Source organism: Sphingobium amiense (assembly GCF_003967075.1).
Taxonomy (GTDB): domain Bacteria; phylum Pseudomonadota; class Alphaproteobacteria; order Sphingomonadales; family Sphingomonadaceae; genus Sphingobium; species Sphingobium amiense.
Genome location: NZ_AP018664.1, coordinates 2,500,947 through 2,524,941, shown reverse-complemented (window position 1 = coordinate 2,524,941; position 23,995 = coordinate 2,500,947). Strand labels below are relative to the sequence as shown.

Below are 23,995 nucleotides of genomic sequence, written 5' to 3'. Positions count from 1 at the left end.
GGGGCAGTGAGCGGGCAATGAGCGGCGCTGCGCCGATAGAGCCGTGGCTGCTGGAAAAGCTGGTCTGCCCGGTCAGCCGCGCGCCGCTGCGCTGGGATGAGGCGCGGCAGACGCTGGTGTCGGACGCGGCGGGTCTTGCCTTTCCGGTGCGGGACGGAGTGCCGGTGCTGGTGGCGCGGGAGGCGACGCCGCTCTAGCGCGCCTTCGTGAAGGCGGCGATGCATTCGACTTCGAGCGGTGCGCCCGCCGCCAGCCCGTCCGCTCCGAACGCGCTGCGGGCGGGCAGGCGATGTCCCGAGAAATAGGGCAGATAGGCAGCGTTGAAGCGCGGCCAGTCGGCCATGTCGTCCAGCATCACCGTGCATTTGACGACATCGCCGAAGCCAAGGCCGTTGTCCTTCAGAATGCGCTCGATCGAGTCCATCGCGCCGCGCACCGCGGCGTCGAAACCCTCGCCATGCCGGTCCATGCCCTGCGGCACCTGCCCGATCTGCCCCGACAGGTAGAGCGTGTCCCCAACCCGCACGGCGGGGGAGAAGGGCAGTTTCGCCGGGAGCGGCTGGGGCGGGGGCGCTGGCTGCGCGGCGAGGGGCATGGCGGCGGTCATGAAGGCGGCGGCGAAGAGGCGTTTCATCGTCTTTCTCCTCAAGGAGAAAGGGGCCGGTCCGTTCCCGAACCGGCCCCTTTCACCCGTGCACTTCGGTCAGAATTTGAAGTCGAGACGGGCGTAATAGTAGCCGCCTGACGTGCCGTAGGGACCGTGGCCGTAAGAGGCGCTGTAAGCGCCTGCGCCGTTGATGTAGGGCGACACGCCCGCGCCAACGACAACGCCTTCCAGCAGCTTGGGAATTTCCGGCTTCTTGTTGAAGAGGTTGTTCGCGCCGATGGAGAAGGTCACGGCATCGGTGAAGTCGAACCCTGCCTCCAGATCGGTGATCGCCGTCGCCTTGACTACGCCGTTGAAATAGAGCTGGTTCGCATTGACGCCGTTCACGATCGCGCCGTCTGCGATCAGGAAGCCGCCCGCAGGCAGATCGCCCGAAGGGGTCCGGGCGTTGAACGCCGGACGAACGAGCACGCTGGTCTTGCCATAGAATGTTTCGCGCGCGTTGAGTGTGAACCGGCCCGACTTGAACAGGGCGTTGGCGACGACCTTATAGTCGGGATTGGAGCGCTCGATATTGCTTTCCGACGCGGCGTTGAAGATCGGATAGCCCACCTTGTTGTTGGTGATCTTCGTCTTGTTGTAGTTCGCGGTCAGCGACAGGTTGAGCGTGCCGAAATCCAGCGCGACGGGATAGGCGGCGGAGAAGTCGATGCCCCATGTGCGGGTGTCGATGCCGTTGGTGAAGCTCGACACGCCGATGGTGCCGCTGGTGAAGAGCGCGCTGTCGAGCACGATGCCCGCCGCGTTCAGCGCGGACAGGATTTCGCTGCCGCCCGGTTGTGCAACGCCGTTGAGAACGGCGTTGCGTGCCGCCGTGCCCGTGATACGGTCCTTGATCTTGATGAGGTAGCCGTCGACCGTGACCGCGAGCTTGGGGACGGGACGCAGCACGAACCCGGCGGAGAAGTTCTTCGACTTTTCCGCCTTCAGGCTGCCGAAGCCCAGCAGCGCGGCGGCAGGCGTGCCGGCGGGAAGCTGCGCGATGGCGCTGGTCGGACCCACGTTGATGGTCGAATATTTCTGCTCGGCAAGGGTCGGTGCGCGGAAGCCGGTGCTGGCCGTGCCGCGGATCGCGAAGGCGGGCGAGAAGTCGTAGCGCGTGGTCGCCTTCCAGATCGCGGTGTCGCCGAAGTCGGTATAATCTTCATACCGTCCCGCGAGGTCGACGCTCCAGCCGTCCACCGGCTCGGCAATGAAGTTGATGTAGCCCGCCTTGGAACTGCGCGCGAAGTCGCCCGCGTCGGTCGCCTTGTATCCGGGGAAGGACTGGACGCCGGTCTTGTAGGTGGAGATGGGGTCGCCCTGAAGGATCTCGTAGGTGTCGCGGCGATATTCGCCGCCGAACGCCACGGTGAGGGGGGACGCCATGCCGGTGTCGAATTCCTTGCGGATGTCGGCGGTGACGGTGGTCTGGCTGAGCTTGAACCCGCCGTCATAGGCGCTGGTGGGCGAATTGGCGGTGCCGATGCCGCGAAGCTGGTTTTGATAGCTTTCCTGCCAGATTTCGCGGTGCGCCGACGATTCGGTGTAGATCGAATCCTTCTGCGCGCCGTAGGTGGTGCTGAGGTCGTAGTTCCAGCCGCCGCCAAACTCGCCCTTCGCGCCAACGGTGAAGCTATATTCGTCCTCGACGACATGCTGGAGCGGCACCATGCCGACGACGCCCGTGTTGCCGAAGCAGATATTGGGGTCGTAGGCGGCAGGCGTTACGTTGCCGCCGACGTTGCCGGTTTCGTAGCAGATGCGCTTGGGATGGCGATAACCCTGCTTCGCCCAGCCTTCGCGGCGGGCATAGTCGCCGAAGCTGTAGAGTTCGACGCCGCCGAAATCATAGCCCATATTGTAGAAGGCGATGCTGAGCTTCGTCTTGGGCTGGCCGCCGTTGATCCCGGCGAGTGCGTCGCCGGTGAGGTTCGACCATTGCGCGGGCGCGTTGGGCTGGAGCGTGCCGTCCATCTTCGTGACCTGCACCTGACCCTGACCGACCGTGGTGTAATTCTGACGGCGGTGAAACAGGGTCAGATTGAAGAAGCCGTCTTCGCCCAGCCTGAAGCCCATATTGCCCGAGGCGGAGAAGAGTTCGCCTTCGCTGTCATAATATTGGCCGCCCGTGACCTTGAAGCTGCCGCCTTCGGTCTGGTCTTTCAGGATGAAATTGATGACGCCCGCGATGGCATCGGTGCCGTAGACGGCGGCGGCTCCCTCCTGAAGCACCTCGACGCGCGCGACCGAGTCGGGCGGGATGAGGTCGATGCTGGGCGCGGCGGAACCTTGGAACGCCCCCGAGATGACCTGAAGGATGCCGTTGCCGTGGCGGCGCTTGCCGTTCACCAGCACCAGAGTGTGATTGGGCGACAGGCCGCGCAGGCGTGCCGAAAGCGAGAAGCTGGAAAGGTCGGTGCCCTGCGTCTGCGCCGTGAAGCTCGGCACGATCTGCGTCAGCACCTGATTGAGGTTCGGCTGGCCGACATGGCTGATCGCTTCCTGGCTCAGCACCTGAACGGGCGCGGCGGCTTCGGCCGCCTGCATCCCCATGGCGCGCGTGCCGGTGACGATGATCGCGGCGCCTTCGTCGGACTGTGGCTCCTGCGCGGTCTGCGGTTCCTGCGCCATAGCGCATGCGGTCCAGGACGAGGCGAGGACCAAGGATAGTTTGAGTGCGGCAAAGCGCGTCATTCATGCCCCCTGTTTTGCATTCGTTTGATGACATCAGGGGAAACGAAACAGCGGACGGCGATCCGCTACTGCGCTGCACAATTTTTACATGATTTCGTAATGTTTCCGTAATGTTTCTGGAAATTTCAAGCCGGAAGTCGGGCGATTCCAACTGCGAATCGAGCGACTTCCCGCTTGTGCGATTGCGAGAGGTTCAGGAGGCGACGGCTTCCGCGATCAGCTTCCGCCCCTCCGCGCTTTCCCAGTCCATCGCGCCCACCACGCGCGCGATTTCCCTGCCCTGTGCGTCGTAGACGACGGTCGTGGGCAGCACTCCGGTCGCGTAGTGGAAGCCGAAGCGGTTTTCCGGGTCGGCATAGGCGGGGAGGTGGGGCAGCTTATGCTTTTCGAAGAAGGGCTTTACCGCCGTCAGTCCCTGCGTGTCCTGAGAGATGGTGAGGACTGCCGCGCCCTTCGCGCCCTGCTGGGCCGCCAGCGCGTCGAGCGTCGGCATTTCCGCGACACAGGGCGTGCACCATGTCGCCCACAGGTTGACGATCAGCGGGCGGCCCGCAAAATCCTGCAGCGTCTTCTCGCCCCCGGCGGGATCGAGGAAGGCGAAATCGGGCATGGGCTGGCCCGCCTTGCTGCGGTCCACCTTATAGTTGAAGCCTTCGCCCTTGCCGGGCGCGGCCTCGCCGGGCGTAGCGGCAACCTCTCCGCTGGCGGCTGCATTGGCTTGCTCCTTGGGCTGCGATTGCCTATCGCAAGCCGCCAACGGGCCAAGCAGGAGCAGTATCATTAGCGCGCGGGAAGACGATAGCATGGCAGCAGGCTCCAACAGCATGTGGGGCGGCCGGTTTGCCGCCGGCCCGGCGTCGATCATGCGCGAGATAAATGCGTCCATTCCTTTCGACAAGCGCCTGTGGAAACAGGACATCGCAGGGTCGAAGGCGCATGTCGCGATGCTGGCGAAGCAGGGCATCGTGTCGCAGGCGGATGCGGATGCGATTGCGGCGGGCCTCGACACCATCGCGGCGGAATATGAAGAAAGCGGCGTGCCGGTGAACCTCGACCTTGAGGATATTCACATGGTGACGGAATCGCGCCTCGCCGAACTGATCGGTCCGGCTGCGGGCCGCCTGCACACCGCGCGCAGCCGCAACGATCAGGTCGCAACCGATTTCCGCCTCTGGGTGCGCGACGCCATCGACGAGGTGGAGCAGGGGCTTTCCGGCCTCCAGCGCGCGCTCGTTGCGCGGGCGGAGGAGAATGCCGACGCGGTGATGCCGGGCTTTACCCATCTGCAATCGGCGCAGCCGGTGACGCTGGGCCATCACCTGATGGCTTATTATGAGATGGTGCGGCGGGATCGCAGCCGCTTTGCCGACGCGCGCGCGCGGCTGAACGAATGTCCGCTGGGCGCGGCGGCACTGGCCGGGACGGGCTTCCCGACCGACCGGCATATGACGGCGGAAGCGCTGGGCTTTGCAAAGCCCACGGACAACAGCCTCGACAGCGTCAGCGACCGCGACTTTGCGCTCGATTATCTGATGGCGGCGACGCAGGCGGCGCTGCATCTTTCGCGGCTGGCCGAAGAGTTCATCATCTGGGCGAGCCAGCCCTTCGGCTTCGTAAAGCTGCCCGACGCCTATTCGACCGGCAGTTCGATCATGCCGCAGAAGCGCAACCCCGACGCCGCCGAACTGGTGCGCGGCCATGCGGGGCGGATCATGGGGTGCATGACCGCGCTCTGCGTCACGATGAAGGGGCTGCCGCTCGCCTATTCCAAGGATATGCAGGACGACAAGCCGCCGGTGTTCGAGGCGCATGACCTGCTGGCGCTCTCTATCGCCGCGATGACGGGCATGGTGGAGACCGTGACCTTCCGCACCGAGCGGATGCGGGGGTTGGCCGAAAGCGGTTTTGCGACCGCGACCGATCTGGCCGACTGGCTGGTGCGCGAAGGGGGCATCCCCTTCCGCGAGGCGCATCACATCACGGGCCGGGCGGTGGCGGCGGCGGAGGAAGCGGGCGTGCCGCTCGACCGGCTGCCGCTGGAGACGCTGAAAGCCATCGACGCGCGGATCGACGAGCGTGTTTATGCGGTGCTGACGGTCGATGCATCGGTCGCCAGCCGCAGGAGCCATGGCGGCACCGCGCCGGAACAGGTGCGCGCGCGCATCGCGCAGGCCAGGGAGGAACTGGGGTCATGAAAAAAGCGGCAACGGGCGCGCTGGCGCTGGCTCTCCTCGCGCTCGGCGGATGCGGCGGCAAGGAGCAGCTCAAACCCGTGCAGGGACAGAGAGTGCCCGCCGTGCCGGTGGGTGCGGCGACGGCCCCGACCGGCACGCAGTTGATGGAGCCGAGCGTCCAGTCGCGTCCCGGACGCAACGTGGAACTCCTAACCCAGTCGCGCAAGCGGCAGGACGATGAATTCGACCTGCCGCCCGAAGCCGACCCCAAATAGACCGACAGGACAGTCTCTTGGATCATTTCACTTATGTCGATGGCGCCATGCAGGTGGAGCAGGTGCCGATGGAAGCGATCGCGCAGGCGGTCGGCACGCCCGTCTATGTCTATTCGACCGCCACGCTGGAGCGGCATGTCGGCGTTTTTCGCGACGGGCTGGCGCAGCTTGCCGATCCGCTGATCGCCTTCGCGGTCAAGGCCAACCCGAACGCCGCCGTCCTAGCGACGCTGGCGAAGCTGGGGCTTGGCGCGGACGTGGTGTCGGGCGGTGAGCTGCTGCGCGCCATCGCGGCGGGCATTCCGGCCAGCCGCATCGTCTTTTCGGGCGTCGGCAAGACGGCGGACGAGATGCGCCTCGCGCTCGACCACGGCATCTACCAGTTCAATCTGGAAAGCGAGCCGGAGGCGGAGATGCTGTCGGACGTCGCGCTGGCGATGGGCCGCAAAGCGCCGGTCGCCTACCGCATCAATCCCGACGTGGATGCAGGCACCCACGCGAAGATTTCGACCGGCAAGTCGGAAAACAAGTTCGGCATCCCCTATGCCCGCGCGCTGGAAAGCTATGCCGCCGCCCGCGCGCTGCCGGGCCTCGACGTGCAGGGGGTGGCGGTTCATATCGGCAGCCAGCTCACCGACCTCGCGCCGCTCGAAGCCGCGTTCGTCAAGGTCGGTGCGCTGATCGAGGCGTTGCGGGGCGAGGGGCATGCGATCCGCACGGCGGACCTCGGCGGAGGCCTTGGTGTGCCCTACGATCCCTCGCAGCCGGTGCCGCCCAGCCCCGCCGACTATGGCGCGATGGTGACGCGCGTGACGCAGGGGTGGAATGTCCGCCTGATGTTCGAGCCGGGACGGGTGATCGTGGGCAATGCGGGTGCGCTGCTGTCGCGCGTGGTGCGGGTGAAGCAGGGCGCGCAGGCGCCGTTCGTCATCGTCGACGCGGCCATGAACGACCTGCTGCGCCCCAGCCTCTACGATGCTTGGCACGACATCCGCGCGGTGCAGCCCTCGGGTGAGCGGGCCACCGCCAATGTCGTGGGTCCGGTCTGCGAAACGGGCGACACCTTCGCGATGCACCGCGACATGGACGTGGTGGGTCCGGGCGATCTCGTCGCGTTCATGACGGCGGGAGCCTATGGCGCGACGATGGCGGGCACCTATAACAGCCGCCCGCTGACCCCCGAAGTACTGGTGTCGGGCGACAGATGGGCGGTGGTGCGCGAGCGGCCCCCGATCGAGGCGCTGATCGCGGGCGACATCATTCCCGACTGGGTCGCCGCCTGATGCACAGCCTGCCCGTCTTTCTCCGTCTGGAGGGGCGGGCGGTGATCCTGACCGGGGAAGGCGAGGCGGCGGACGCCAAGCGCCGTCTGCTCGAACGCGCGGGCGCGCGCATCGTCGGGGCCGACGACCCGGAGGCGCGCGTCGCCATCGTATCGGATGGAGACGAGGAGATGGCGCGGCTGTTGCGGGCGCGCGGCATATTGGTGAACGCCACCGACAATCTCGCGCTCTGCGACTTTACTCTGCCTGCCATCGTGGAACGCGACCCCGTGCTGATCGCCATCGGCACAGGCGGCGCGTCAGCGGGGCTGGCCAAGGCGCTGCGGCAGCGGCTGGAGCGCTGGCTCCCCGCGCGGCTGGGCGCGCTGGCCGAAGCGCTGGCGGGGGCGCGGGAGGCGATCCGGGCGCGCTGGCCCGATGCAGCGGAGCGCCGCCGCGCCATCGACGCGGGGCTGGCGGAGGGCGGGATGATCGACCCGCTGAAAGAGGAAGCTGGCGAGGCCGTCGCCGGATGGCTGGCGGCGGGTGCGGATGTGCGGGGGGCGGGCCTTGTGCCCGTCCGCCTCCTGTCCGCCGATCCCGACGATCTGACGCTGCGCGCCGCGCGCCTGCTGGGGGAAGCGGATCGCGTCTATCATGCGCCCGATGTGCCGCCCGTCATTCTCGACCGGGCGCGCGCCGACGCGGTGCGCATCGTTATGGTGCAGCCGCCCGCCGATCCGGGCGAGGGGCTGTCGCTCTGGCTAAGCCTGGTCTGATTGCAGCCGTTCGATCTCGGCATGGAGCGCCGCGATCGAGGAGACGAGCCGCGCGCGGTCCATTTCCATTTCCTGCAGGGCGTCGCGCGTTTCGCCCAGTTCCACCGCGCGCCGCGCGATCCGGGCGTCGAGTTCGGCATTGTGCCGGGCCAGCACGCCCATCTGTTCGGCCCGCTGGCACAGGTGCCGCAGCCGCGCATCGAGTATGTCGAAGTCGAAGGGCTTGACGATCAGGTCGTCCGCGCCCGCTTCCAGCGCCGCGACGGTCGCAGGCGCATCGGGCCGGTCGGCGATCATGACGAAGCAGGCATCGGGCGCGATCCGCCCCGAACGGATCTTCCGCATCACCGTGACGGCAGGCAGAAGCAGCAGGTCCATGTCGATGAGGACGATGTCCACCGGCCGGGTCTGGAGCAGCGAAAGCGCGCGGAAGCCGTCCTCGGCCAGCGCCACATCATAAGCGAGATGCGACAGGCGGCGTGCGATGACGTCGCGCGCGGTCGGATTTTCGTCCACCAGCAACAGCCGCAACCGCCGCTGCGCCCGTGCCGGTTCGCCCGCCGGTCCATTGTCCTGCCGTGCCAGCATGCGCTTCAAGAACTGCATCGGTCCCACCTTCCTGACGATGGACCATAGGATTGCAGCGCGAAGAAATGGTTAACGCGCCGCGCGCGCGATCAACGGCGTTCAGTTCGCCTGTTCGCGCCCCTGCTTTTCCGGCTCGGGCGCATAGGCGCGCAGGAACAGGCCGACGGCGACCAGCGCCTCCCGCTCAAGGTCGGCCGGTTCGGCTTCCTCCAGCCGTCCCATTATCAGTTCATGGTAGGATTCCGCCATCAGGAGGGACATCAGGCTCCGTGCTGCTTCCGCCGGATCAGCGCGACGCAACTGCCCCCTTTCCATCGCATCCGCAAGGAACGTCGCCAGCAGCTTGCGCGTCGCATTGCGCGTCAGTTCGAAGAAGATGCGCGACATTTCGGGGAAACGCCGCCCTTCGGCGATAATCAGGCGATGCAGGGCAATACCCTCCGCCGAGGTGATTTTCACGATCAGGCTGATCGCTGCCCGTTGCAGCGTCAGCGCAAGCACCCCACATGGGTCGAGAATTTGCGAAAGCTGCTCCCGATATGCCTCAGTCGCCCGTTCCAGCATGGCCGAAAACAGCGCTTCCTTGGACGGGAAATAATTCCACAACGTCCCCTTCGATCCGCCCAGTTCGGCGGCGATCGAGGACATCGTCGTGCCCGCATAGCCATGTTCCACAAAGGACGCATGTGCCGTATCCAGAATGGCGTTGCGCCGATCCATTCGCCGGGCTTCTCGCCGGGAGGGGGAAGGATGGGATGCCGGCTCGGTCATAAAAACGTACCATAGAGTACGATAAACCTGTTGACAAGGTGAAACGGGGGAGGCAATGCGAAAATCCATACTATGTGGTACGGTTTGATATGTCGCTGAGTCGGTCGGCCTCCCGCTTTCGTCTCGGGGGCGCACTTTCTTCCTTCGCGTTGCTGGGCGCCTGCGCCGCTGTCCCGAAGCTGGGACCGGAGCCTGTCGTGCGTGCGCCGCAGTCGGTGGAGGCGGGACGCAGCCTTGCCGCGCCCGTGGCGGCGTGGCCGGGCGATGGGTGGTGGCGTGCCTATGGCGATCCGCAGCTCGACGGGCTGATCGAGGAAGGGCTGCGCGCGTCCCCCGATGTCGCCGCGGCGGGCGCCCGTTTCCGCCGTGCCGCCGCGATGGCGCAGCAGGCGGGCGCGGCGCTGCTTCCTTCCGTCGATGCGGAAGCGAGCGCGGCCGCCACCAAGCAGAGCTATAATATGGGCCTGCCCAAGCAATTCGTCCCGCAGGGATGGCTGGGCACCGGGCGAGTGGCGCTGGACCTCGGCTTCGACCTCGACCTATGGGGCCGGAACCGTGCGCAGCTTGCCGCCGCTACATCCGAAGCGCGGGCGGCGCAGATCGACGCGCAGCAGGCGCGGCTCGCGCTCACCACCGCGATTGCGGATGCCTATGCCGATCTCGCCCGCCTTTTCGATGAGGCGGATATTGCGCAGCGGACGCTCGACATCCGGCTCGCCAGCCAGAAGCTGGTGGCGGATCGCAGCGCCAACGGCCTCGAAACGCGCGGCAGCGTGCGACAGACGGACGCTACCGTAGCGACCGCCCGCGCCCAGCTTTCCGGAGCGCGCATGGCGATCGAGCTGCGCCAGCACCAGATCGCGGCGCTGATCGGCGCCGGGCCTGACCGAGGCCTGTCGATCACGCAGCCGCGGGTCGGCGCGCTCGCGCCGCTCGGCCTGCCCGCCGATGTGACCACCGATCTCGTGTCCCGCCGCCCCGACATCGCCGCCGCGCTCGCCCGCACGGAAGCCGCCGCGAAGCGGATCAAGGTGGCGCGCGCCGACTTCTTCCCCGCCATTCGGCTGAGCGCGCTCGTCGGTGTCCAGTCGCTCGGCTATGATACCGTGTTCGGCGCGAACGGCGCATCGGGCGCGCCCGTGCCGTTCCTTGACCGCCTGTTCAAGGCGGATTCGCTGTTCGGCACGGTCGGTCCCGCGATCAGCCTGCCGATCTTCCACGGCGGCGCGTTGCAGGGGCAATATCGCGGCGCGCGGGCCAGCTATGACGAAGCGGTTGCGAATTACGACAGGACCGTGCTTGCCGCCTATCAGCAGGTCGCCGACGCCGTGACCATGCGGCGCACGCTGGACCAGCGCCTCACCGAAGCGCGTGCGGCTCTGGCGGCGACCCAGGATGCCTATACCGTGGCCCAGCGCCGCTATCAGGGCGGCCTGTCCACCTATCTCGACGTCCTGAATGTGGAGGATCAGTTGCTCGCCGCCCGCCAGACTCTCGCCGGTCTGGAGGCGAGCGCCTTCTCCACCGACATCGCACTCATCCGGGCGCTGGGCGGGGGCTTTGCCGCCGGCGCCGCTTTCTCCGAGGACCGACCGCATGGCTGACGCCGAAACCCTGCCTCAGGACGAGGCATCCGATGCCAGCGCCGACGGACGGCAGTCCGCGCGCCGGACATGGCTCTATCGCCTCGGCGCGCTCGTCATCGTCGCGGCGCTGGTCTGGGGCGTCTATTATCTGCTGTTCGGGCGTAATCATGTGGGCACCGACAATGCCTATGTGAACGCGGAAATGGCGCAGGTGACGCCGCTCGTTTCGGCGCAGGCCATCGACGTGCGCGTGACCGACACGCAGCCCGTGCGCAAGGGCGACCTGCTCGTCCGGCTCGACCCGACCAATGCGCAGATCGCCATCGCGCAGGCGGAGGCCGACCTTGCCGAGGCCCGCCGCAGGTTCCGCCAGACCGGCGCGACCAGCCAGTCGCTATCGGCGCAGGTGGTCGCGCGCGACGCCGACATCGTTCAAGCTCGCGCCGCGCTGCAGAGTGCGCAGGCGGATTATGAGAAGGCCCGCGTCGATCTCCAGCGCCGCGAAGCGCTGGTCGGCGAGGGCGCGGTGTCGGGCGAGGAACTCACCGCCGCGCGCAAGGCGTTCGCCAGCGCGCAGGCGGCGCTTGCGCAGGCGCGCGCCGGGGTGAGCACTGCGCAGGCGACGCGCAACGCCGCGACCGGGCAACTGGAGGCGAACGATGCGCTGGTGCGCGGATCGACGGTGGAAACCGACCCGTCCGTGCTGGCCGCCAAGGCGCGGCTGCGTTCGGCGAAACTGGATCTGGAGCGCACGATCATCCGCGCGCCCATCGACGGCGTGGTGACGAAGCGGCAGGTGCAGGTGGGGCAGCGCGTCGCGCAGGGCAGCCCGATCATGACCATCGTTCCGCTCGACAAGGTCTATGTCGATGCCAACTTCAAGGAAAAGCAATTGCGCGGCGTCCGGGTCGGCATGCCCGCGAAGGTCACGTCCGACCTTTATGGCGGCGACGTGGTCTACCATGGCAAGGTCGTGGGCTTCGCCGGCGGGACGGGATCGTCCATGTCGCTGATCCCGGCGCAGAACGCGACCGGCAACTGGATCAAGGTGGTCCAGCGGCTGCCGCTTCGCATCGAACTCGATCCTAAGGAACTGAAGGCGCATCCGCTGCGCGTGGGGCTTTCGATGGACGTGGAACTCGACCTTTCCGACAGATAAGGACGCGCCCGGCATGAGCGGCGACGAAGACATTTATTCCCGGCTTTCGCCGCGCACCCGGACCCTCGCCATGCTGGTGCTGGCGCTCAGCAACCTGATGGTGGTGCTCGACCTCACCATCGCCAATGTGTCGGTGCCGCATATCGCGGGCAATCTGGGCATTTCGCCCGATCAGGGGACGTGGATCATCACCTCCTATGCGGTCGCGGAAGCCATCTGCGTGCCGCTGACCGGATGGCTGGCGCAGCGGTTCGGGGTGGTGCGTGTCTTTACGCTGGCGATGGTGGGATTTGGCATCTTCTCCCTCCTGTGCGGGCTGTCGCCGACGCTCGGCATGCTGGTCGCCGCGCGGATCGGTCAGGGCATTTGCGGCGGACCGATCATGCCGATGTCGCAGACGCTGCTCATCCGCATCTTTCCTCCCGAAATTCGCGGGCGGGCGATGGGGCTGTGGGCGATGACGACGCTGATGGGACCGGCGCTGGGACCGATCGTGGGCGGTTACATCAGCGACAACTGGAGTTGGCACTGGATCTTCTTCATCAACCTGCCGATTGCGGTGCTGTGCGTTCTTGCCGCGCAGGCGCTGCTGCGCCCTGTGGAAACGGAGATCGCCATCGTCCCGATCGACAAGATCGGGCTGTTCCTGCTCGTCTTCTGGATCGGTTGCCTCCAGATCGTGCTGGACATCGGCCGCGATCATGACTGGTTTGCCGACCCGATGATCGTGGCGCTCGCGGTGATGGCCTTCATCGGATTTCTGGTGTTCGTCATCTGGGAACTGACCGAGGAACACCCGGTTGTCGATCTGCGCGTCTTTCGCCATGTCGGCTTCAGTTCGGGCCTGTTCACCCTCTCCCTCTGTTTCGGCTCCTATTTCGCGAGCATCGTCGTCATCCCGCAATGGTTGCAGATGTCGATGGGCTATACCGCGACCTGGGCGGGCATCGTCACGGCGCTGACCGCCATGGCTGCGCTCTTCACCGCGCCCATCGCTGCGCGGCTCATGTCGAGCGTGGACGCGCGGCTGCTCATTTCGTGCGCCGTCGCATGGATCGGCGTCATGTCGCTGTGGCGGGCGCACTGGACCAGCGACATCAGCTTCGGCGAAATGGCTCTGCCCCAGTTCATCCAGGGGTTTGCGCTGCCCTTCTTCTTCATTCCGCTGACATCCCTGACGCTGGGGTCGGTCCTGCCGAGCGAGACGGCATCGGCGGCGGGGCTTCAGAATTTCGTCCGCACCATGGCGACCGCCATCGCGACATCGCTGGTGCTGACCGAGTGGGGCGATTCGCAGCGCGTGTCGCGCAGCGAGATGGCGGGCGCGCTGCAACCCGACCAGACCCAGACGCTTCTGGGCAATCTTGGCCTGTCCGCCGATCAGGCGCGCCAGACCATATCCAACATCGTCGAGCAGGAAGCGATCGTCATCGCCGTCGACCATGTCTTCTTCATATCGGCGATCATCCTTTTTGCCGCTGCCATTATCGTATGGTTCGCGCCCAAGCCGCGTTCCAATGTGGACACGTCCGCCGCGCATTGAGGTCAGGCGCGGGGAAGGTCTCCGGGCCGGTTGATATTGGGCAGGGTCAAGCCGGGAATCGCGACCTCCCGCGCGCCGGTCCGTTCCATCCAGCCGCGGATCGAGCGGCTGTTCTCCTCCTTCAGATGGGCATCGAGCAGCGGCGCCAGCGACGCAGGCCACCAGCCGAGCAGGGGCTGCCCCTCCAGCACCGCAGCCTCCGGCCCGAAGAGCAGCGGGGGCAGGGCAGGAGGATAGACCGGCATGTCGCATCCGGTGGTCAGCACTCCGGCAAAGCCCCCGGCCGCTGCATGATGGAGCGCGGCGTTCAGCCCGCCCAGCGGCCCGAGGCCGGGCGCGGGCCGGTCGGAAAGCCCGCCTTCCCGGCCGCAGATCACCCATGCGTCGACATGCGGGGTGAGCGCGGCGGTGGCGTGGTCGATCAGCGTCCGCCCGTCCGGCATCGCCGCCAGCGCCTTGTCGCTGCCGAAGCGGCTGGACCGGCCACCGGCGAGGATCGCGCCCAATAGGGGTGAAGGCCGCATCGCCGCTCCTTTTGTTGCGCGTCCGCAGTGCCTATAGCAGAAGCGATGCACAAGCCCGATCCCGCGCCGCTTTCCCGCTTCGACCGCATAGATGCCGCAGGATCAGTGCTGCCCGTCGACCGTCCGCTGGCCGAAGAAGTGCCCGTCGCCATCGAATTTAACGGCATCGGCTATGCCGTGCTGATGGCGACGCCTGCCGACCTGCCCGACCTCGTCACCGGTTTCGCGCTGGCGGAGCGGCTGCTGGGGGAAGGGGACGCGGCGCTCGATGTGGACCTGCATGAGAGCGGAGCGGGCGTCGTCGCGCGCGCGACGCTGCCTGCGGGGCGGACCGATGCCCTGCTCGAACGGGTGCGGCACCGCGCGACCGACTCCTCCTGCGGCCTGTGCGGGATCGAGAATCTGGAACAGGCGATCCGGCCCCTGCCGCCCGTCACCGCAAGGACGCAGGCCGACCGGGCCGCGATCTTCCGCGCGCTCGACGGGCTGCGGGCGCATCAGCCGCTCAATGCTGCGACCGGCGCGGCACATGCGGCGGCGCACGTAGATGCGGACGGGGCGATCCGCCTCGTGCGGGAGGATGTCGGGCGGCACAATGCCTTCGACAAGCTGATCGGTGCGATGCGGCGCGGGGGGAACGGCTGGGATGGCGGCTTTGCGCTGCTGTCGTCGCGCTGCTCCTACGAACTGGTGGAAAAGGCGGTGCTGGCGGGATGCCCGCTGCTCGTCACAATCTCCGCGCCGACCCGGCTTGCCGCGCAGCGCGCGCGCGAGGCTGGCCTGCCGCTGGTGGTGCTGGCGCGGGCCGACGCGGTGCTGGCGCAGGGAATCGCGCTGGACTGAACGCTCTTGGCAGAGGCTATCCTTTCCCCTAAGGGCGCGGACGCGGGGGCTTTGAGCGCCCGTATCTGACTCGCGCCGGTGCCCTTCGATGGGCTGAAAACGGGAATGTGGTGAGGGATATGGTCCCAATTCCACGGCTGTCCCTGCAACTGTAAGCGGTGAGCGCGATGCATCTGGCTCCATGTCCGGAGCCGGCCACTGGATTTGCGTCCGGGAAGGCCCGTGCATCGAAGCTGCGACCCGCAAGCCAGGAGACCTGCCGGCGTAAAGTCGCTCTTGCTGCGGTTCAGGGGATGGCCGGAGCACGGTTTTCCGTCGAGCGACGCCATGCGGCCGGGGCCGCATCGTGCCGCGCGCGGGGGACAATCAGGCGTCATCCCCTTCCGCATGGCGCGACCGCTTGCGCGGCAGACCCCGGCATCCAAGTCGTTCGACGCCGGGGCAAAGAGAATGAAAACACTGGGACTTTCAATAGTGGCCGTGCTGGCCGCCACGCCGGCGCTGGCGCAGGACGACAATATCGTCGTCACCGCCGCCGGAATCGAACAGCCGCGCGACGAGGTCGGGCAGGCGATCACCGTCATCGACGCGAAGACCATCGAAACGCGGCAGGCGGTCGACGTGGTCGATCTGCTGGCGACGACGCCGGGCGTCCGCTTCAACCGCAACGGATCGGTCGGCAGCGTGACCGGCGTGTCGCTGCGCGGCGCGGAGACGACGCAGACGCTCGTGCTGATCGACGGGGTCAAGGTCAACGACCCGAGCGGCATCGGCGACGGTTATGATTTCGGCCCGTTGCTGACCGCCAATGTCCGCCGCATCGAAGTGCTGCGCGGATCGAACTCGGTCGTCCATGGCAGCCAGGCCATCGGCGGCGTCGTCAACATCATGACGGGCGTTCCGGCGCAGGGCTTCGGCGCCAACGCTTCCGTCGAATATGGCTATAGCGACACATGGAGCGCGAAGGCGGACGTGTCGGGCAGCAGCGGCATCGCATCGGGCGGCGTGGGCGCGGCCTATTTCCGCACCGACGGCATATCCTCTGCGGCGGGCGGCACGGAGCGCGACGGGACGAAGAATATCGCCACCAACGCGCGGCTGAAGCTCGCTTTTTCCGACGCGCTGAGCCTCGACCTGCGCGGCTATTATATTCACGCCGACCTCGATTATGACAGCTTCTTCGGCGCGCCCGCCGACAGCAGCGACGTGAGCAAGCTGGACCAATATGTCGGCTATGCGGGCCTCAACCTCTCGCTGATGGACGGCAGGCTGACGCAGCGTGCCGCCGTCACCTGGCTGCGCAACGACCGCGACTATTATTTCGTGCCCGCGACCGACCCCGACTATGGTTACAAGGGCACGAACCTGCGCTTCGAATATGAGGGCGTCTATGCCCCCGTCGATGCCGCCAAATTCATCCTGGGCTATGAGCATGAGCGGCCGGACTATGATTTCTTCGGCTTCGGATCGACCGACAGCGCGCGGATCAACATCGACAGCGTCTATGGCCTCGCCATCGTCAAGCCGCTCGAAGGCCTCGCCGTGACGGGCGGCGTGCGCCACGACGATCACAGCCAGTTCGGCGGCGCGACCACCTTTGGCGCGAACGCCAATTATTCGCCCAATGCCGGGGCGACCAATGTGCGTCTGAGCTACGGCGAAGGGTTCAAGGCGCCGTCGCTTTACCAGCTTTACGACAGCTTCAGCGGCAATGCGGCGCTGCGGCCCGAGCGGTCGAAGAGCTACGACGTCGGGTTCGACCAGCGCCTTGACGACGGACGTGCCACCCTGTCGCTCACGGCCTTCCGCCGCGATACGCGCAACCAGATCAACTATGACAATGCGACCTTCACCTACGGCAATCTCGACCGCACCCGCGCGAAGGGCGTTGAGGCTTCGGTGGCGCTGAAGCCCGTGGAGGCGCTGACCGTCACGGGCAGCTATTCCTATATCGACGCGCGCGACCGGTCGCGCGGCTCGGCGAATTTCGGCAATCGCCTTGCGCGGCGGGCGGTCAATCAGGTGAGCGTTTCGGCGGACTATGACTGGTCCTTCGGCCTGTCGACCGGCGCGACCGTCACGATGGTGGGCGACAGTTTCGACAATGCGGCGAACACGCGGCGGCTCGACGGCTATGCGCTGGTGGGCGTGCGCGCGTCGCTGCCGATTGGCGAGCATCTGGAGATTTATGGCCGGATCGACAACCTGACCGATGAAGCCTACGCCACCGCCTATGGCTACAGCACCTATGGCCGCTCCGCCTATGGCGGCGTGCGTGTCCGCTTCTGACGCACAACCGGGGGAGGCGGGCGCAGCGCCCGCCTTCTTCCTATCGCGCGGCGTTCACCCGCGCGACGATGCGCCGCGCGGCGAGCACGTATGCGGGGCCGCCGCACACGGTCCACGCCTGCGGCACGCTGATGCGCGGGATGGCGGCGAGGGCGCGGTGGTGCAGCATTTCCGTGCCCTGATCCTGCACCCGGTCGGTCGCGCTTTCGACGATCAGCCAGTCGGGCCGCGCGGCCACCATTTCTTCCAGACCGACCTGAGCCAGCGCGGGCTTGCCGAGCCGCGCGGCGAGGTTGGTGAGGCCGACGCGCCGCATCATATCGTCGATCAGCGTGCCGGTGCCGGTCAGATAGCCGCGCCGCTGATAATAGGCCGCGACGCCCCCGCGCCTGACGCGGGGCAGGGCGGCGAGGTCGCGGTTCATTTGCGCGATCAGCGCTTCGCCGCGCGCGGGATGGCCGATGGCGCGCGCGACCTGCCGGATCTGGTCGAGGATCGCGCCGTAACTTTCCGCGCTGGCGAGGCCGAGGGTCGTCCAGCGTCCCGGCGGCGCGCCCGCGACCTGCCCCGGCCCGGTGGGAAAGCCGAGCAGCAGGTCGGGCTGGATCGCCAGCACTTCCTCCGCGCCCCGGTGCAGCATAGGGAAGGCGCGCGCGCGGTCCGCCGCCGCCGACAGTTCGGGATCGCGCGCATTGTGGCTGAGCGCGGCGATCTGTTCCGGATCGGCGAGCGCCAGAAGATATTGATCGGCGCAGACGTTGAGCGAGACGATGCGGCGCGGCCTGTGCGGCGCGGCAGCTCCGGTCAGCAGGCCAAGGGCAAGAGTGGCGGTCAGGGCGGCGCGGATCATGCCGCCCCGCTTAGCGGCCCCGCGCGCCGAGGCAAGCCATGACGCGCCGCCGCCATCCGCTGCTGCTGCCGGTCCTTATCCTGCTGGTGCTGGCGGGAGCGCTGGGATCGGTCGCGCTCGGCACCGTGCCGCTCAGCCCGGCGCGGGTGCTGGCGACGCTGACCGGTGGAGGCGACGAAATCGCGCGCACCATCGTCATCGACCTTCGCCTGCCGCGTATGGCGCTCAGCCTGATCGTCGGCGCGATGCTGGGCCTGTCGGGCGCGGCGTTGCAGGGCTATCTGCGCAATCCGCTGGCCGAACCCGGCGTGCTGGGCGCGTCCAACGCCGCCGCGCTGGGGGCGGTGGTGGCGCTCTATTTCGGTTTCAGCACCGTCCACCCGCTCGCCCTGCCGCTGCTGGCCATCGGCGCGGCATTGGCCGCCATCGGCCTTCTCTTCCTGCTCGCCGGAACCGCTGAAAGCCCGCTGACGCTGATCCTCGCGGGCATCGCCGTCGCCACCCTGTCGGGCGCGGGGATCAGCCTGTCGCTCAACCTTTCGCCCAATCCCTTCGCCGCGATGGAGATCATGAGCTGGCTGATGGGCAGCCTTGAAAACCGGGGGATGGACCATGTGGCGATCGCGCTGCCGTGCGTCGCCGTCGGGTGCGCGCTGCTGATCGCCGACGCGCGGGCGCTCGATGCGCTGAGCCTTGGCGAAGAGGGCGCGCAGGCGCTGGGCGTCGATCTGCCGCGCACCCGGCTGCGCCTGATGCTGGGGCTGGCCATCGGCGTGGGCGGGGCGGTCGCGGTGTCGGGCGCCATCGGTTTCATCGGCCTGATCGTGCCCCATCTGGTGCGGCCGCTGACCGACCGTTCGCCATCCGCCGTGCTGCTGCCATCGCTGCTGGGCGGGGCGGCGCTGCTGACCTTCGCCGACATCGGCGTGCGCCTGATCCCGACGACCAATGAGCTGAAGCTCGGCGTCGTCACTGCGCTGCTGGGCGTGCCCGTCTTCCTCGTCCACCTGATGCGGGAGCGGCGCTTATGGTGAGCATTGCCGCCCAGTCCCTTTCCGTGCGGTTGGGCCGTCACCCCGCCGTGCGCGGCGTCGATCTGGCGCTGGAACCGGGCGCGCTGGTGGGGATCGTCGGTCCCAATGGCGCGGGCAAATCGACGTTGATCCGCGCGCTGCTGGGCCTTGCGAAGGCGGACGAGGGGCGCGTCCTCATCGACGGGCAGGATGCCGCGCGGCTCGACCGGCGGGCGGTCGCGCGGGCGGTCGCCTATCTGCCGCAGGGGCAGACGCTGCACTGGCCGCTCGGCGTCGAGCGGCTGGTGGCGCTGGGCCGCCTGCCGCATCTGGGGCCGCTGTCCCGCCTGTCGCCGCAGGACGAGGCGGCGGTCGCGCAGGCGATGGCGCGCGCCGATGTGCTGCACCTGCGCGACCGGATCGCGACCGAACTGTCGGGGGGAGAGCGCGCCCGCGTCCTGCTGGCGCGGGCGCTGGCGGTGGGAGCGCGGGCGCTGATCGCCGACGAACCGCTCGCCTCGCTCGATCCGGGGCATCAGATCGACGTGATGGCGCTGCTGAAGGCGGAAGCGCAGGGCGGTGCGCTGGTCGTCACGGTGCTGCACGACCTTGGCATGGCGGCGCGCTGGTGCGACCGTCTGGTGCTGATGGACCGGGGGACGCTCGTGGCGGAAGGCGCGCCGCTCGATGTGCTGACGGCGGAGCGGTTGCGCCAGGTTTACGGCATCACCGCCCGGATCGGGCAGGAGGACGGCGTGCCGCTCGTCCTGCCCACCGGGCGCGTGCGTTAATCGCCGAAGCCGCGCGGGGCGGCGTCGACCACGCCCGCGCCGACCTCGTTCACCTCCAGGGCGCGCTCGGCGACGCCCGCCCGGTTGAAGCGGAACGCGCCATCGATGCCGGAAAAGCCGCCCGCATCGCGCAGCCGCGCGGCGGGGAAGGGCGTGCCGGGCTTCCAGTCCTGCGCGATGCGCACCGTCAGCAACACCGAATCATAACCGAGCGACGACAGCCGGTAGGGCGCGCTGCCGAAGCGGGCGCGATATTTGGTGACAAGCTGGCGATAGAAGGCGTCCGACACGCTGGCGAACCATGCGCCGCGCAGCACCGGGCTGGCGGCGAGCGCGGTGTCCGCGTTCCACAGTTCGGTGCCGAGCAGCCGTGCGGTCGCGCCGCCATTCTTGCGCACCAGCGGCGCGATCTGAAGCGCGACGCGCCCGCTGTCGGCGATCAGCAGCGCGTCGTAGCTGGACGATGCCTCCAGTTTCCGGACCGCCGCCGTCATCGAGGCGGGAGAGCGGTCGAACGTCTGCATCGAAACGACCGTGCCGCCCGCCTGTTCGACCGCGCGCAGCATCGCATTGCCCGCCCGCTCGCCATAGGTGCCGCGCGGCACCAGCGCGCCGAAGCGGGTCAGACCCTTCGACTTGGCGAAATCCACGACCCGCTCGATCGACTGGCCGGGATTATAGCCCATGACGTAAACGCCGCTGCCCGCCGCGCTGACATCGTTGGAAAAGCTGATGACGGGCACGTTCGCGCGCGCCGCGATGGGACCGACGATCCGCGCGTCCTCCGCCAGCAGCGGCCCAAGGATCAGGCGATTGCCATCGGCCAGCGCCTTGTTGACGGCCACCGCCGCGCCCATCGCCGTGTCATAGGTGGTGATGCGCACGCGGTCGGTCTTCGTGTCGAGCAGCGCCAGCGTGGTGGCGTTGGCGATGGACTGGCCGACGCCCGCATTGGCGCCGCTCATCGGCACGAGCAGCGCGACGCGGTGGCGCGCGGTGTCGGTGGGCAGACCCTGCACCACTTCGGGCGCGGTCGGGCGCGTGGGGGCGGTGGGTGCTGTCGGCGCGTTCCCCTTGGGCACGATGGACTGACAGGCGGCGAGGAACAGCGCGCTCGCGACGAAAGCGATCCGCGCGCCCTGCTTTACGGCGGCGAACGGTTTGGCGAGCCGTGGGGCTTGCCGGGCGGCATCCGTCTCTGTCATCTGGCGTCCTTATGGAAACTGAACCTCTTGAGCCGGGGCTTTACATCGTCGCAGGGCCGATCGGCAACCTTGGAGACCTTACGCCGCGCGCAGCCGATGTCCTGCGGCGGGCCGATGTGGTCGCCGTGGAAGATACACGGGTGAGCGCACGGCTGCTGCGCCATGCCGGGTCCGACCGTCCGATGGTGCCCTATCACGACCATAGCGCCGACCATGTGCGCCAGCGGCTGATCGAGCGGATGGGGCAGGAGGCGGTGGCGCTGCTGTCGGACGCGGGCACGCCGCTCATTTCCGATCCGGGATACAAGCTGGTGCGCGACGCGCGGGCGGCGGGCCGGAAGGTGACGACGCTGCCCGGCCCCAGCGCCGCCATCGCCGCGCTGACGCTGTCGGGCCTGCCGACCGACCGCTTCCTGTTCATGGGCTTCCTGCCCGCCAAGGCGAAGGCGCGGGGCGATGCGCTGGACGAAGTGGCGGGGCTGCGCGCGACTCTTGTCTTCTACGAGAGCGGCCCGCGCCTGTCGGACAGTCTTGCCGCGATGGCCGCGCATCTGGGCGACCGCGAGGCGGCGGTGAGCCGGGAGATCAGCAAGGCGTTCGAGGAGACGGCGACGGGCACTCTGACGCAGCTTTCCGTCCGCTACGCCGATGCGCCGCCCAGGGGAGAGATCGTCGTGACGGTCGGCCCGCCCGGCGAAGCGCCGCCCGCCAGCGCCGAAGATGCCGACGCAGCGCTGCGCGAGGCGCTCACCCGGCTGCCCGTGTCGAAGGCGGCGGGCGAGGTGGCGAAGAAGCTCGGCCTCGACCGGCGCGCGCTCTACGACCGGGCGATGGACCTGAAAGGGTGAAGAAGCAGCGGGCCGAACAGCGCGGGCGGCAGGCGGAACGGATCGCGGCATGGTGGCTGCGCCTCAAGGGGTGGGAGATACTGGGCCGCCGCCTGCGCACGCCCGCGGGCGAGGTCGATCTGGTGGCGCGCAGGGGCGCGATGATCGCTTTCGTCGAGGTGAAGGCGCGCGGGACGGCAGCGGAACTGGAGCTTTCCATCGACGAGCGGCGGCTGGCGCGGGTTGCGGCGGCCGCCGAAATCCTGTGGCACGACTTGGCGCGGCCGGGCGACGACATGCGAATCGACGTGATGCTCCTTGCGCCGGGGCATCCGCCGCGCCATCTGGCGAACGTCTGGCACGGGGGGTGACTATCCGATCGGCCATCAACCCCGTTCGGGCTGAGCGAAGTCGAAGCCCATGCCTGAGCGCAAGCGAAGGCGCGGGCACCTCGCTAACGCTCGGCGGAGCCCTTCGACTTCGCTCAGGGCGAACGGATAAGGAATGACGATGACCAACCTTAACCCCCTGACCGTCGCCGTGCAGATGGACCCGATGGAGGGCATCAACATCGCGGGCGATTCGACCTTCCACATCATGCTGGCGGGGCAGGCGCGGGGGCATCGCCTCTACCATTATCTCGCGCCGGACCTGACGTTCCGCGAGGGCCGGGTGCTCGCGAAGGCGCGGCCAGTAAAGGTGCAGAAGGTCAGGGGCGACCATTACGTGCTGGGTGAGCCGGAGATGCTGGACCTTGGCCGCGACGTGGACGTGGTGCTGATGCGGCAGGACCCCCCCTTCGATTTGAGCTACATCACCGCCACCCATCTGCTCGAACGGGTGCAGGAAGAGACGCTGGTGGTGAACGACCCGGCGAGCGTCCGGAACGCGCCCGAAAAGCTGTTCGTGCTCGATTATGCGCGCTTCATGCCGCCGACGATGATTACCCGCGATCTGGCCGAGGTCCGCTCCTTCCTGGCCGAACATGGCGAGATCGTGGTGAAGCCGCTCTACGGCAATGGCGGGGTCGCGGTGTTCCATGTCGGGGCCAACGGGGCGAACCTGTCCTCGCTGGTCGAGCTGTTCAAGACGAGCTGGGTCGAACCCTTCATGGTGCAGGCGTTCATCCCCGGCGTGGCGCAGGGCGACAAGCGGATCGTGCTGGTGGATGGCGAGGTCATGGGCGCGGTCAATCGCATTCCGGGCAAGGGCGAAATCCGATCCAACCTCGCGGTCGGGGGATCGGCGGCCAAGACCGAACTGACCGAGAAGGAGCGCGAGATCTGCGCGGCGCTGGGTCCGGAACTCAAGCGCCGGGGGCTGCTGTTCGTGGGGATCGACGTGATTGGCGGCGAGTGGCTGACGGAGATCAACGTGACCTCTCCGACCGGCATCGTGTCCATCGAGGCGTTCGACGGCACCGATACCGGCGGCCTGATCTGGGACGCGATCGACGCGCGGCTGGCGGAGCGGGCGGCGGCCTGACTGAACGCGGCGGGGATTCGTGCGTTGGACGGCTTTGATCCGTTAGCAAGGCTTCGTCCGCCCATGAGCATTCCGACATGACCGACTGGGTTCTGCGCCTCATCGACGCGGGCGGCTATTGGGGCATCGGCTTCCTCATGGTGCTGGAGAATGTCTTTCCGCCCATCCCGTCCGAACTCATCATGGGCATCGGCGGCATCCGCGTGGGACAGGGGCGGATGGCGATGGAATGGCTGCTGCTGGCGGGGACGGTCGGCACCACCGTCGGCAATTATTTCTGGTATCTGGTCGGGCACATATTGGGCTTCGCGCGGCTTAAGCCTCTCGTCGACCGCTATGGCCGCTGGGCGACGCTGGAGTGGAAGGATGTGGAGGCGCTGGACCGGCTGTTCGGCAAATATGGCCAGATCGTCGTCTTCGTCTTCCGCTTCATGCCTGCGTTTCGGACGATGGTGTCGCTGCCCGCCGGTCTGTTCCGCATGGGGCATGTGCGCTTCCTCCTCTGGACGGCGGCAGGCGCGCTGATCTGGAATGTCATCCTCGCCTATGCGGGCTATTTCCTCGGAAAGGCGTTCCGCAACATCGACGCCTATCTGGGGCCGGTGACGACCGCCTTCATCGTCGCGGCGGTGATCGCCTATCTGTGGCGGCTGGCGACGTGGAGGCCTGCCGCACCGCGATCCTGATG

The 23,995-nt window shown here is 67.7% G+C and carries 24 protein-coding genes and 1 riboswitch; of the genes, 16 read left to right on the top strand and 8 right to left on the bottom strand.

The window, feature by feature from the left end; genetic code table 11:
• Positions 1–17 precede the first annotated feature (17 nt).
• Positions 18–197, top strand: a complete 180-nt coding sequence (locus tag SAMIE_RS12170) for a Trm112 family protein (protein ID WP_066700474.1) — start codon at positions 18–20, stop codon at positions 195–197.
• On the opposite strand, the gene SAMIE_RS12165 is transcribed toward SAMIE_RS12170, so the two are convergent.
• The 3 genes from SAMIE_RS12165 to SAMIE_RS12155 all read right to left on the bottom strand — a co-directional run bounded on the left by SAMIE_RS12165 (position 194) and on the right by SAMIE_RS12155 (position 4,124).
• On the bottom strand, positions 194–634 hold the full coding sequence (locus tag SAMIE_RS12165) for a RidA family protein (protein WP_066700472.1): 441 nt from the start codon (positions 632–634) through the stop codon (positions 194–196). The genes SAMIE_RS12170 and SAMIE_RS12165 overlap by 4 nt on opposite strands.
• 69 nt (positions 635–703) lie before the next feature.
• The gene (locus SAMIE_RS12160; RefSeq protein ID WP_066700470.1) at positions 704–3,343 is read right to left on the bottom strand and encodes a TonB-dependent receptor plug domain-containing protein; all 2,640 of its coding nucleotides are present in this window, start codon (positions 3,341–3,343) and stop codon (positions 704–706) included.
• A 193-nt stretch (positions 3,344–3,536) separates the two neighbouring features.
• Positions 3,537–4,124 (bottom strand): TlpA family protein disulfide reductase, encoded by a 588-nt coding sequence (locus SAMIE_RS12155; protein WP_066700468.1) that lies wholly within the window; start codon positions 4,122–4,124, stop codon positions 3,537–3,539.
• A gap of 43 nt (positions 4,125–4,167) precedes the next feature.
• Between SAMIE_RS12155 and argH the strand changes: the two genes are divergently transcribed.
• From argH to SAMIE_RS12135, 4 genes are read left to right on the top strand one after another with little or no spacing between them, the layout of a single operon-like run.
• Positions 4,168–5,538, top strand: coding sequence for an argininosuccinate lyase (gene argH / locus SAMIE_RS12150; RefSeq protein ID WP_066700515.1), 1,371 nt, complete (start codon positions 4,168–4,170; stop codon positions 5,536–5,538).
• Positions 5,535–5,792, top strand: coding sequence for a hypothetical protein (locus SAMIE_RS12145; RefSeq protein ID WP_066700466.1), 258 nt, complete (start codon positions 5,535–5,537; stop codon positions 5,790–5,792). The genes argH and SAMIE_RS12145 overlap by 4 nt, the downstream gene beginning before the upstream one ends.
• 17 nt (positions 5,793–5,809) lie before the next feature.
• Complete coding sequence (gene lysA / locus SAMIE_RS12140) at positions 5,810–7,075, top strand: diaminopimelate decarboxylase (RefSeq protein ID WP_066700463.1); 1,266 nt, start codon at positions 5,810–5,812, stop codon at positions 7,073–7,075.
• Positions 7,075–7,833: a precorrin-2 dehydrogenase/sirohydrochlorin ferrochelatase family protein gene (locus tag SAMIE_RS12135; protein ID WP_066700462.1), complete on the top strand. Its 759-nt coding sequence runs from the start codon at positions 7,075–7,077 to the stop codon at positions 7,831–7,833. Before lysA ends, SAMIE_RS12135 begins: the two co-directional genes overlap by 1 nt.
• Here the strand turns inward: SAMIE_RS12135 and SAMIE_RS12130 are convergent.
• A complete protein-coding gene (locus tag SAMIE_RS12130; protein ID WP_066700460.1) occupies positions 7,819–8,439 on the bottom strand; it encodes a response regulator transcription factor in 621 nt (206 codons plus the stop codon). The genes SAMIE_RS12135 and SAMIE_RS12130 overlap by 15 nt on opposite strands.
• 81 nt (positions 8,440–8,520) lie before the next feature.
• The gene (locus tag SAMIE_RS12125) at positions 8,521–9,141 is read right to left on the bottom strand and encodes a TetR/AcrR family transcriptional regulator (RefSeq protein ID WP_066700458.1); all 621 of its coding nucleotides are present in this window, start codon (positions 9,139–9,141) and stop codon (positions 8,521–8,523) included.
• A 140-nt stretch (positions 9,142–9,281) separates the two neighbouring features.
• Here SAMIE_RS12125 and SAMIE_RS12120 point away from each other — a divergent pair, with 140 nt between their 5' ends.
• The 3 genes from SAMIE_RS12120 to SAMIE_RS12110 are packed head-to-tail and all read left to right on the top strand — an operon-like array spanning position 9,282 to position 13,480.
• On the top strand, positions 9,282–10,796 hold the full coding sequence (locus SAMIE_RS12120) for an efflux transporter outer membrane subunit (protein WP_066700456.1): 1,515 nt from the start codon (positions 9,282–9,284) through the stop codon (positions 10,794–10,796).
• A complete protein-coding gene (locus SAMIE_RS12115) occupies positions 10,789–11,937 on the top strand; it encodes an EmrA/EmrK family multidrug efflux transporter periplasmic adaptor subunit (RefSeq protein ID WP_066700454.1) in 1,149 nt (382 codons plus the stop codon). Before SAMIE_RS12120 ends, SAMIE_RS12115 begins: the two co-directional genes overlap by 8 nt.
• Before the next feature lie 13 nt (positions 11,938–11,950).
• Positions 11,951–13,480 (top strand): DHA2 family efflux MFS transporter permease subunit, encoded by a 1,530-nt coding sequence (locus SAMIE_RS12110; protein WP_066700451.1) that lies wholly within the window; start codon positions 11,951–11,953, stop codon positions 13,478–13,480.
• 2 nt (positions 13,481–13,482) lie between these two features.
• Here SAMIE_RS12110 and mobA read toward each other — a convergent pair whose 3' ends face one another.
• A complete protein-coding gene (gene mobA, locus SAMIE_RS12105) occupies positions 13,483–14,004 on the bottom strand; it encodes a molybdenum cofactor guanylyltransferase (protein ID WP_066700450.1) in 522 nt (173 codons plus the stop codon).
• 45 nt (positions 14,005–14,049) lie between these two features.
• On the opposite strand from mobA, the gene fdhD reads away from it, so the two are divergent.
• Together fdhD and SAMIE_RS12095 are read left to right on the top strand one after the other, a co-directional pair.
• Positions 14,050–14,847 carry a formate dehydrogenase accessory sulfurtransferase FdhD gene (fdhD, locus tag SAMIE_RS12100; RefSeq protein WP_066700449.1) on the top strand — a complete coding sequence of 266 codons (798 nt, stop codon included), beginning with the start codon at positions 14,050–14,052 and terminating at the stop codon, positions 14,845–14,847.
• A 59-nt stretch (positions 14,848–14,906) separates the two neighbouring features.
• A riboswitch (cobalamin riboswitch) is annotated at positions 14,907–15,125 on the top strand.
• Between the two features lie 172 nt (positions 15,126–15,297).
• Positions 15,298–17,136: a TonB-dependent receptor plug domain-containing protein gene (locus SAMIE_RS12095; RefSeq protein WP_066700447.1), complete on the top strand. Its 1,839-nt coding sequence runs from the start codon at positions 15,298–15,300 to the stop codon at positions 17,134–17,136.
• Between the two features lie 40 nt (positions 17,137–17,176).
• Here the strand turns inward: SAMIE_RS12095 and SAMIE_RS12090 are convergent, their stop codons facing one another.
• Positions 17,177–17,986 carry an ABC transporter substrate-binding protein gene (locus SAMIE_RS12090; protein WP_066700445.1) on the bottom strand — a complete coding sequence of 270 codons (810 nt, stop codon included), beginning with the start codon at positions 17,984–17,986 and terminating at the stop codon, positions 17,177–17,179.
• A gap of 38 nt (positions 17,987–18,024) precedes the next feature.
• Between SAMIE_RS12090 and SAMIE_RS12085 the strand changes: the two genes are divergently transcribed.
• Positions 18,025–19,020, top strand: a complete 996-nt coding sequence (locus SAMIE_RS12085) for a FecCD family ABC transporter permease (RefSeq protein ID WP_066700442.1) — start codon at positions 18,025–18,027, stop codon at positions 19,018–19,020.
• Positions 19,014–19,790 carry an ABC transporter ATP-binding protein gene (locus SAMIE_RS12080; RefSeq protein WP_066700440.1) on the top strand — a complete coding sequence of 259 codons (777 nt, stop codon included), beginning with the start codon at positions 19,014–19,016 and terminating at the stop codon, positions 19,788–19,790. Before SAMIE_RS12085 ends, SAMIE_RS12080 begins: the two co-directional genes overlap by 7 nt.
• On the opposite strand, the gene SAMIE_RS12075 is transcribed toward SAMIE_RS12080, so the two are convergent.
• On the bottom strand, positions 19,787–20,995 hold the full coding sequence (locus SAMIE_RS12075) for a penicillin-binding protein activator (RefSeq protein WP_066700439.1): 1,209 nt from the start codon (positions 20,993–20,995) through the stop codon (positions 19,787–19,789). The genes SAMIE_RS12080 and SAMIE_RS12075 overlap by 4 nt on opposite strands.
• A gap of 11 nt (positions 20,996–21,006) precedes the next feature.
• Here SAMIE_RS12075 and rsmI point away from each other — a divergent pair, with 11 nt between their 5' ends.
• The 4 genes from rsmI (at position 21,007) to SAMIE_RS12055 (ending at position 23,993) form a co-directional block, all read left to right on the top strand.
• Complete coding sequence (gene rsmI, locus SAMIE_RS12070) at positions 21,007–21,843, top strand: 16S rRNA (cytidine(1402)-2'-O)-methyltransferase (RefSeq protein ID WP_066700434.1); 837 nt, start codon at positions 21,007–21,009, stop codon at positions 21,841–21,843.
• Positions 21,840–22,193, top strand: a complete 354-nt coding sequence (locus tag SAMIE_RS12065) for a YraN family protein (protein WP_066700432.1) — start codon at positions 21,840–21,842, stop codon at positions 22,191–22,193. The genes rsmI and SAMIE_RS12065 overlap by 4 nt, the downstream gene beginning before the upstream one ends.
• A 139-nt stretch (positions 22,194–22,332) precedes the next feature.
• Positions 22,333–23,307 (top strand): glutathione synthase, encoded by a 975-nt coding sequence (gene gshB / locus SAMIE_RS12060; RefSeq protein ID WP_066700430.1) that lies wholly within the window; start codon positions 22,333–22,335, stop codon positions 23,305–23,307.
• A gap of 77 nt (positions 23,308–23,384) precedes the next feature.
• Entirely contained in the window at positions 23,385–23,993 is a 609-nt protein-coding gene (locus tag SAMIE_RS12055; RefSeq protein ID WP_066700428.1) for a DedA family protein, read from the top strand.
• Positions 23,994–23,995: the final 2 nt, after the last annotated feature.

What these genes read in the sequence shown, in the direction of transcription:
- SAMIE_RS12155 (WP_066700468.1), bottom strand. Translation starts at nt 4,124, where the DNA reads ATGATACTGCTCCTGCTTGGCCCGTTGGCGGCTTGCGATAGGCAATCG.
- SAMIE_RS12080 (WP_066700440.1), top strand. Translation starts at nt 19,014, where the DNA reads ATGGTGAGCATTGCCGCCCAGTCCCTTTCCGTGCGGTTGGGCCGTCAC.
- SAMIE_RS12120 (WP_066700456.1), top strand. Translation starts at nt 9,282, where the DNA reads ATGTCGCTGAGTCGGTCGGCCTCCCGCTTTCGTCTCGGGGGCGCACTT.
- SAMIE_RS12135 (WP_066700462.1), top strand. Translation starts at nt 7,075, where the DNA reads ATGCACAGCCTGCCCGTCTTTCTCCGTCTGGAGGGGCGGGCGGTGATC.
- fdhD (WP_066700449.1), top strand. Translation starts at nt 14,050, where the DNA reads ATGCACAAGCCCGATCCCGCGCCGCTTTCCCGCTTCGACCGCATAGAT.
- SAMIE_RS12110 (WP_066700451.1), top strand. Translation starts at nt 11,951, where the DNA reads ATGAGCGGCGACGAAGACATTTATTCCCGGCTTTCGCCGCGCACCCGG.
- SAMIE_RS12090 (WP_066700445.1), bottom strand. Translation starts at nt 17,986, where the DNA reads ATGATCCGCGCCGCCCTGACCGCCACTCTTGCCCTTGGCCTGCTGACC.
- SAMIE_RS12130 (WP_066700460.1), bottom strand. Translation starts at nt 8,439, where the DNA reads ATGCAGTTCTTGAAGCGCATGCTGGCACGGCAGGACAATGGACCGGCG.
- SAMIE_RS12115 (WP_066700454.1), top strand. Translation starts at nt 10,789, where the DNA reads ATGGCTGACGCCGAAACCCTGCCTCAGGACGAGGCATCCGATGCCAGC.
- SAMIE_RS12095 (WP_066700447.1), top strand. Translation starts at nt 15,298, where the DNA reads ATGAAAACACTGGGACTTTCAATAGTGGCCGTGCTGGCCGCCACGCCG.
- SAMIE_RS12125 (WP_066700458.1), bottom strand. Translation starts at nt 9,141, where the DNA reads ATGGATCGGCGCAACGCCATTCTGGATACGGCACATGCGTCCTTTGTG.
- mobA (WP_066700450.1), bottom strand. Translation starts at nt 14,004, where the DNA reads ATGCGGCCTTCACCCCTATTGGGCGCGATCCTCGCCGGTGGCCGGTCC.
- SAMIE_RS12145 (WP_066700466.1), top strand. Translation starts at nt 5,535, where the DNA reads ATGAAAAAAGCGGCAACGGGCGCGCTGGCGCTGGCTCTCCTCGCGCTC.
- SAMIE_RS12160 (WP_066700470.1), bottom strand. Translation starts at nt 3,343, where the DNA reads ATGACGCGCTTTGCCGCACTCAAACTATCCTTGGTCCTCGCCTCGTCC.
- argH (WP_066700515.1), top strand. Translation starts at nt 4,168, where the DNA reads ATGTGGGGCGGCCGGTTTGCCGCCGGCCCGGCGTCGATCATGCGCGAG.
- SAMIE_RS12055 (WP_066700428.1), top strand. Translation starts at nt 23,385, where the DNA reads ATGACCGACTGGGTTCTGCGCCTCATCGACGCGGGCGGCTATTGGGGC.
- SAMIE_RS12075 (WP_066700439.1), bottom strand. Translation starts at nt 20,995, where the DNA reads ATGACAGAGACGGATGCCGCCCGGCAAGCCCCACGGCTCGCCAAACCG.
- rsmI (WP_066700434.1), top strand. Translation starts at nt 21,007, where the DNA reads ATGGAAACTGAACCTCTTGAGCCGGGGCTTTACATCGTCGCAGGGCCG.
- SAMIE_RS12170 (WP_066700474.1), top strand. Translation starts at nt 18, where the DNA reads ATGAGCGGCGCTGCGCCGATAGAGCCGTGGCTGCTGGAAAAGCTGGTC.
- SAMIE_RS12165 (WP_066700472.1), bottom strand. Translation starts at nt 634, where the DNA reads ATGAAACGCCTCTTCGCCGCCGCCTTCATGACCGCCGCCATGCCCCTC.
- SAMIE_RS12085 (WP_066700442.1), top strand. Translation starts at nt 18,025, where the DNA reads ATGACGCGCCGCCGCCATCCGCTGCTGCTGCCGGTCCTTATCCTGCTG.
- gshB (WP_066700430.1), top strand. Translation starts at nt 22,333, where the DNA reads ATGACCAACCTTAACCCCCTGACCGTCGCCGTGCAGATGGACCCGATG.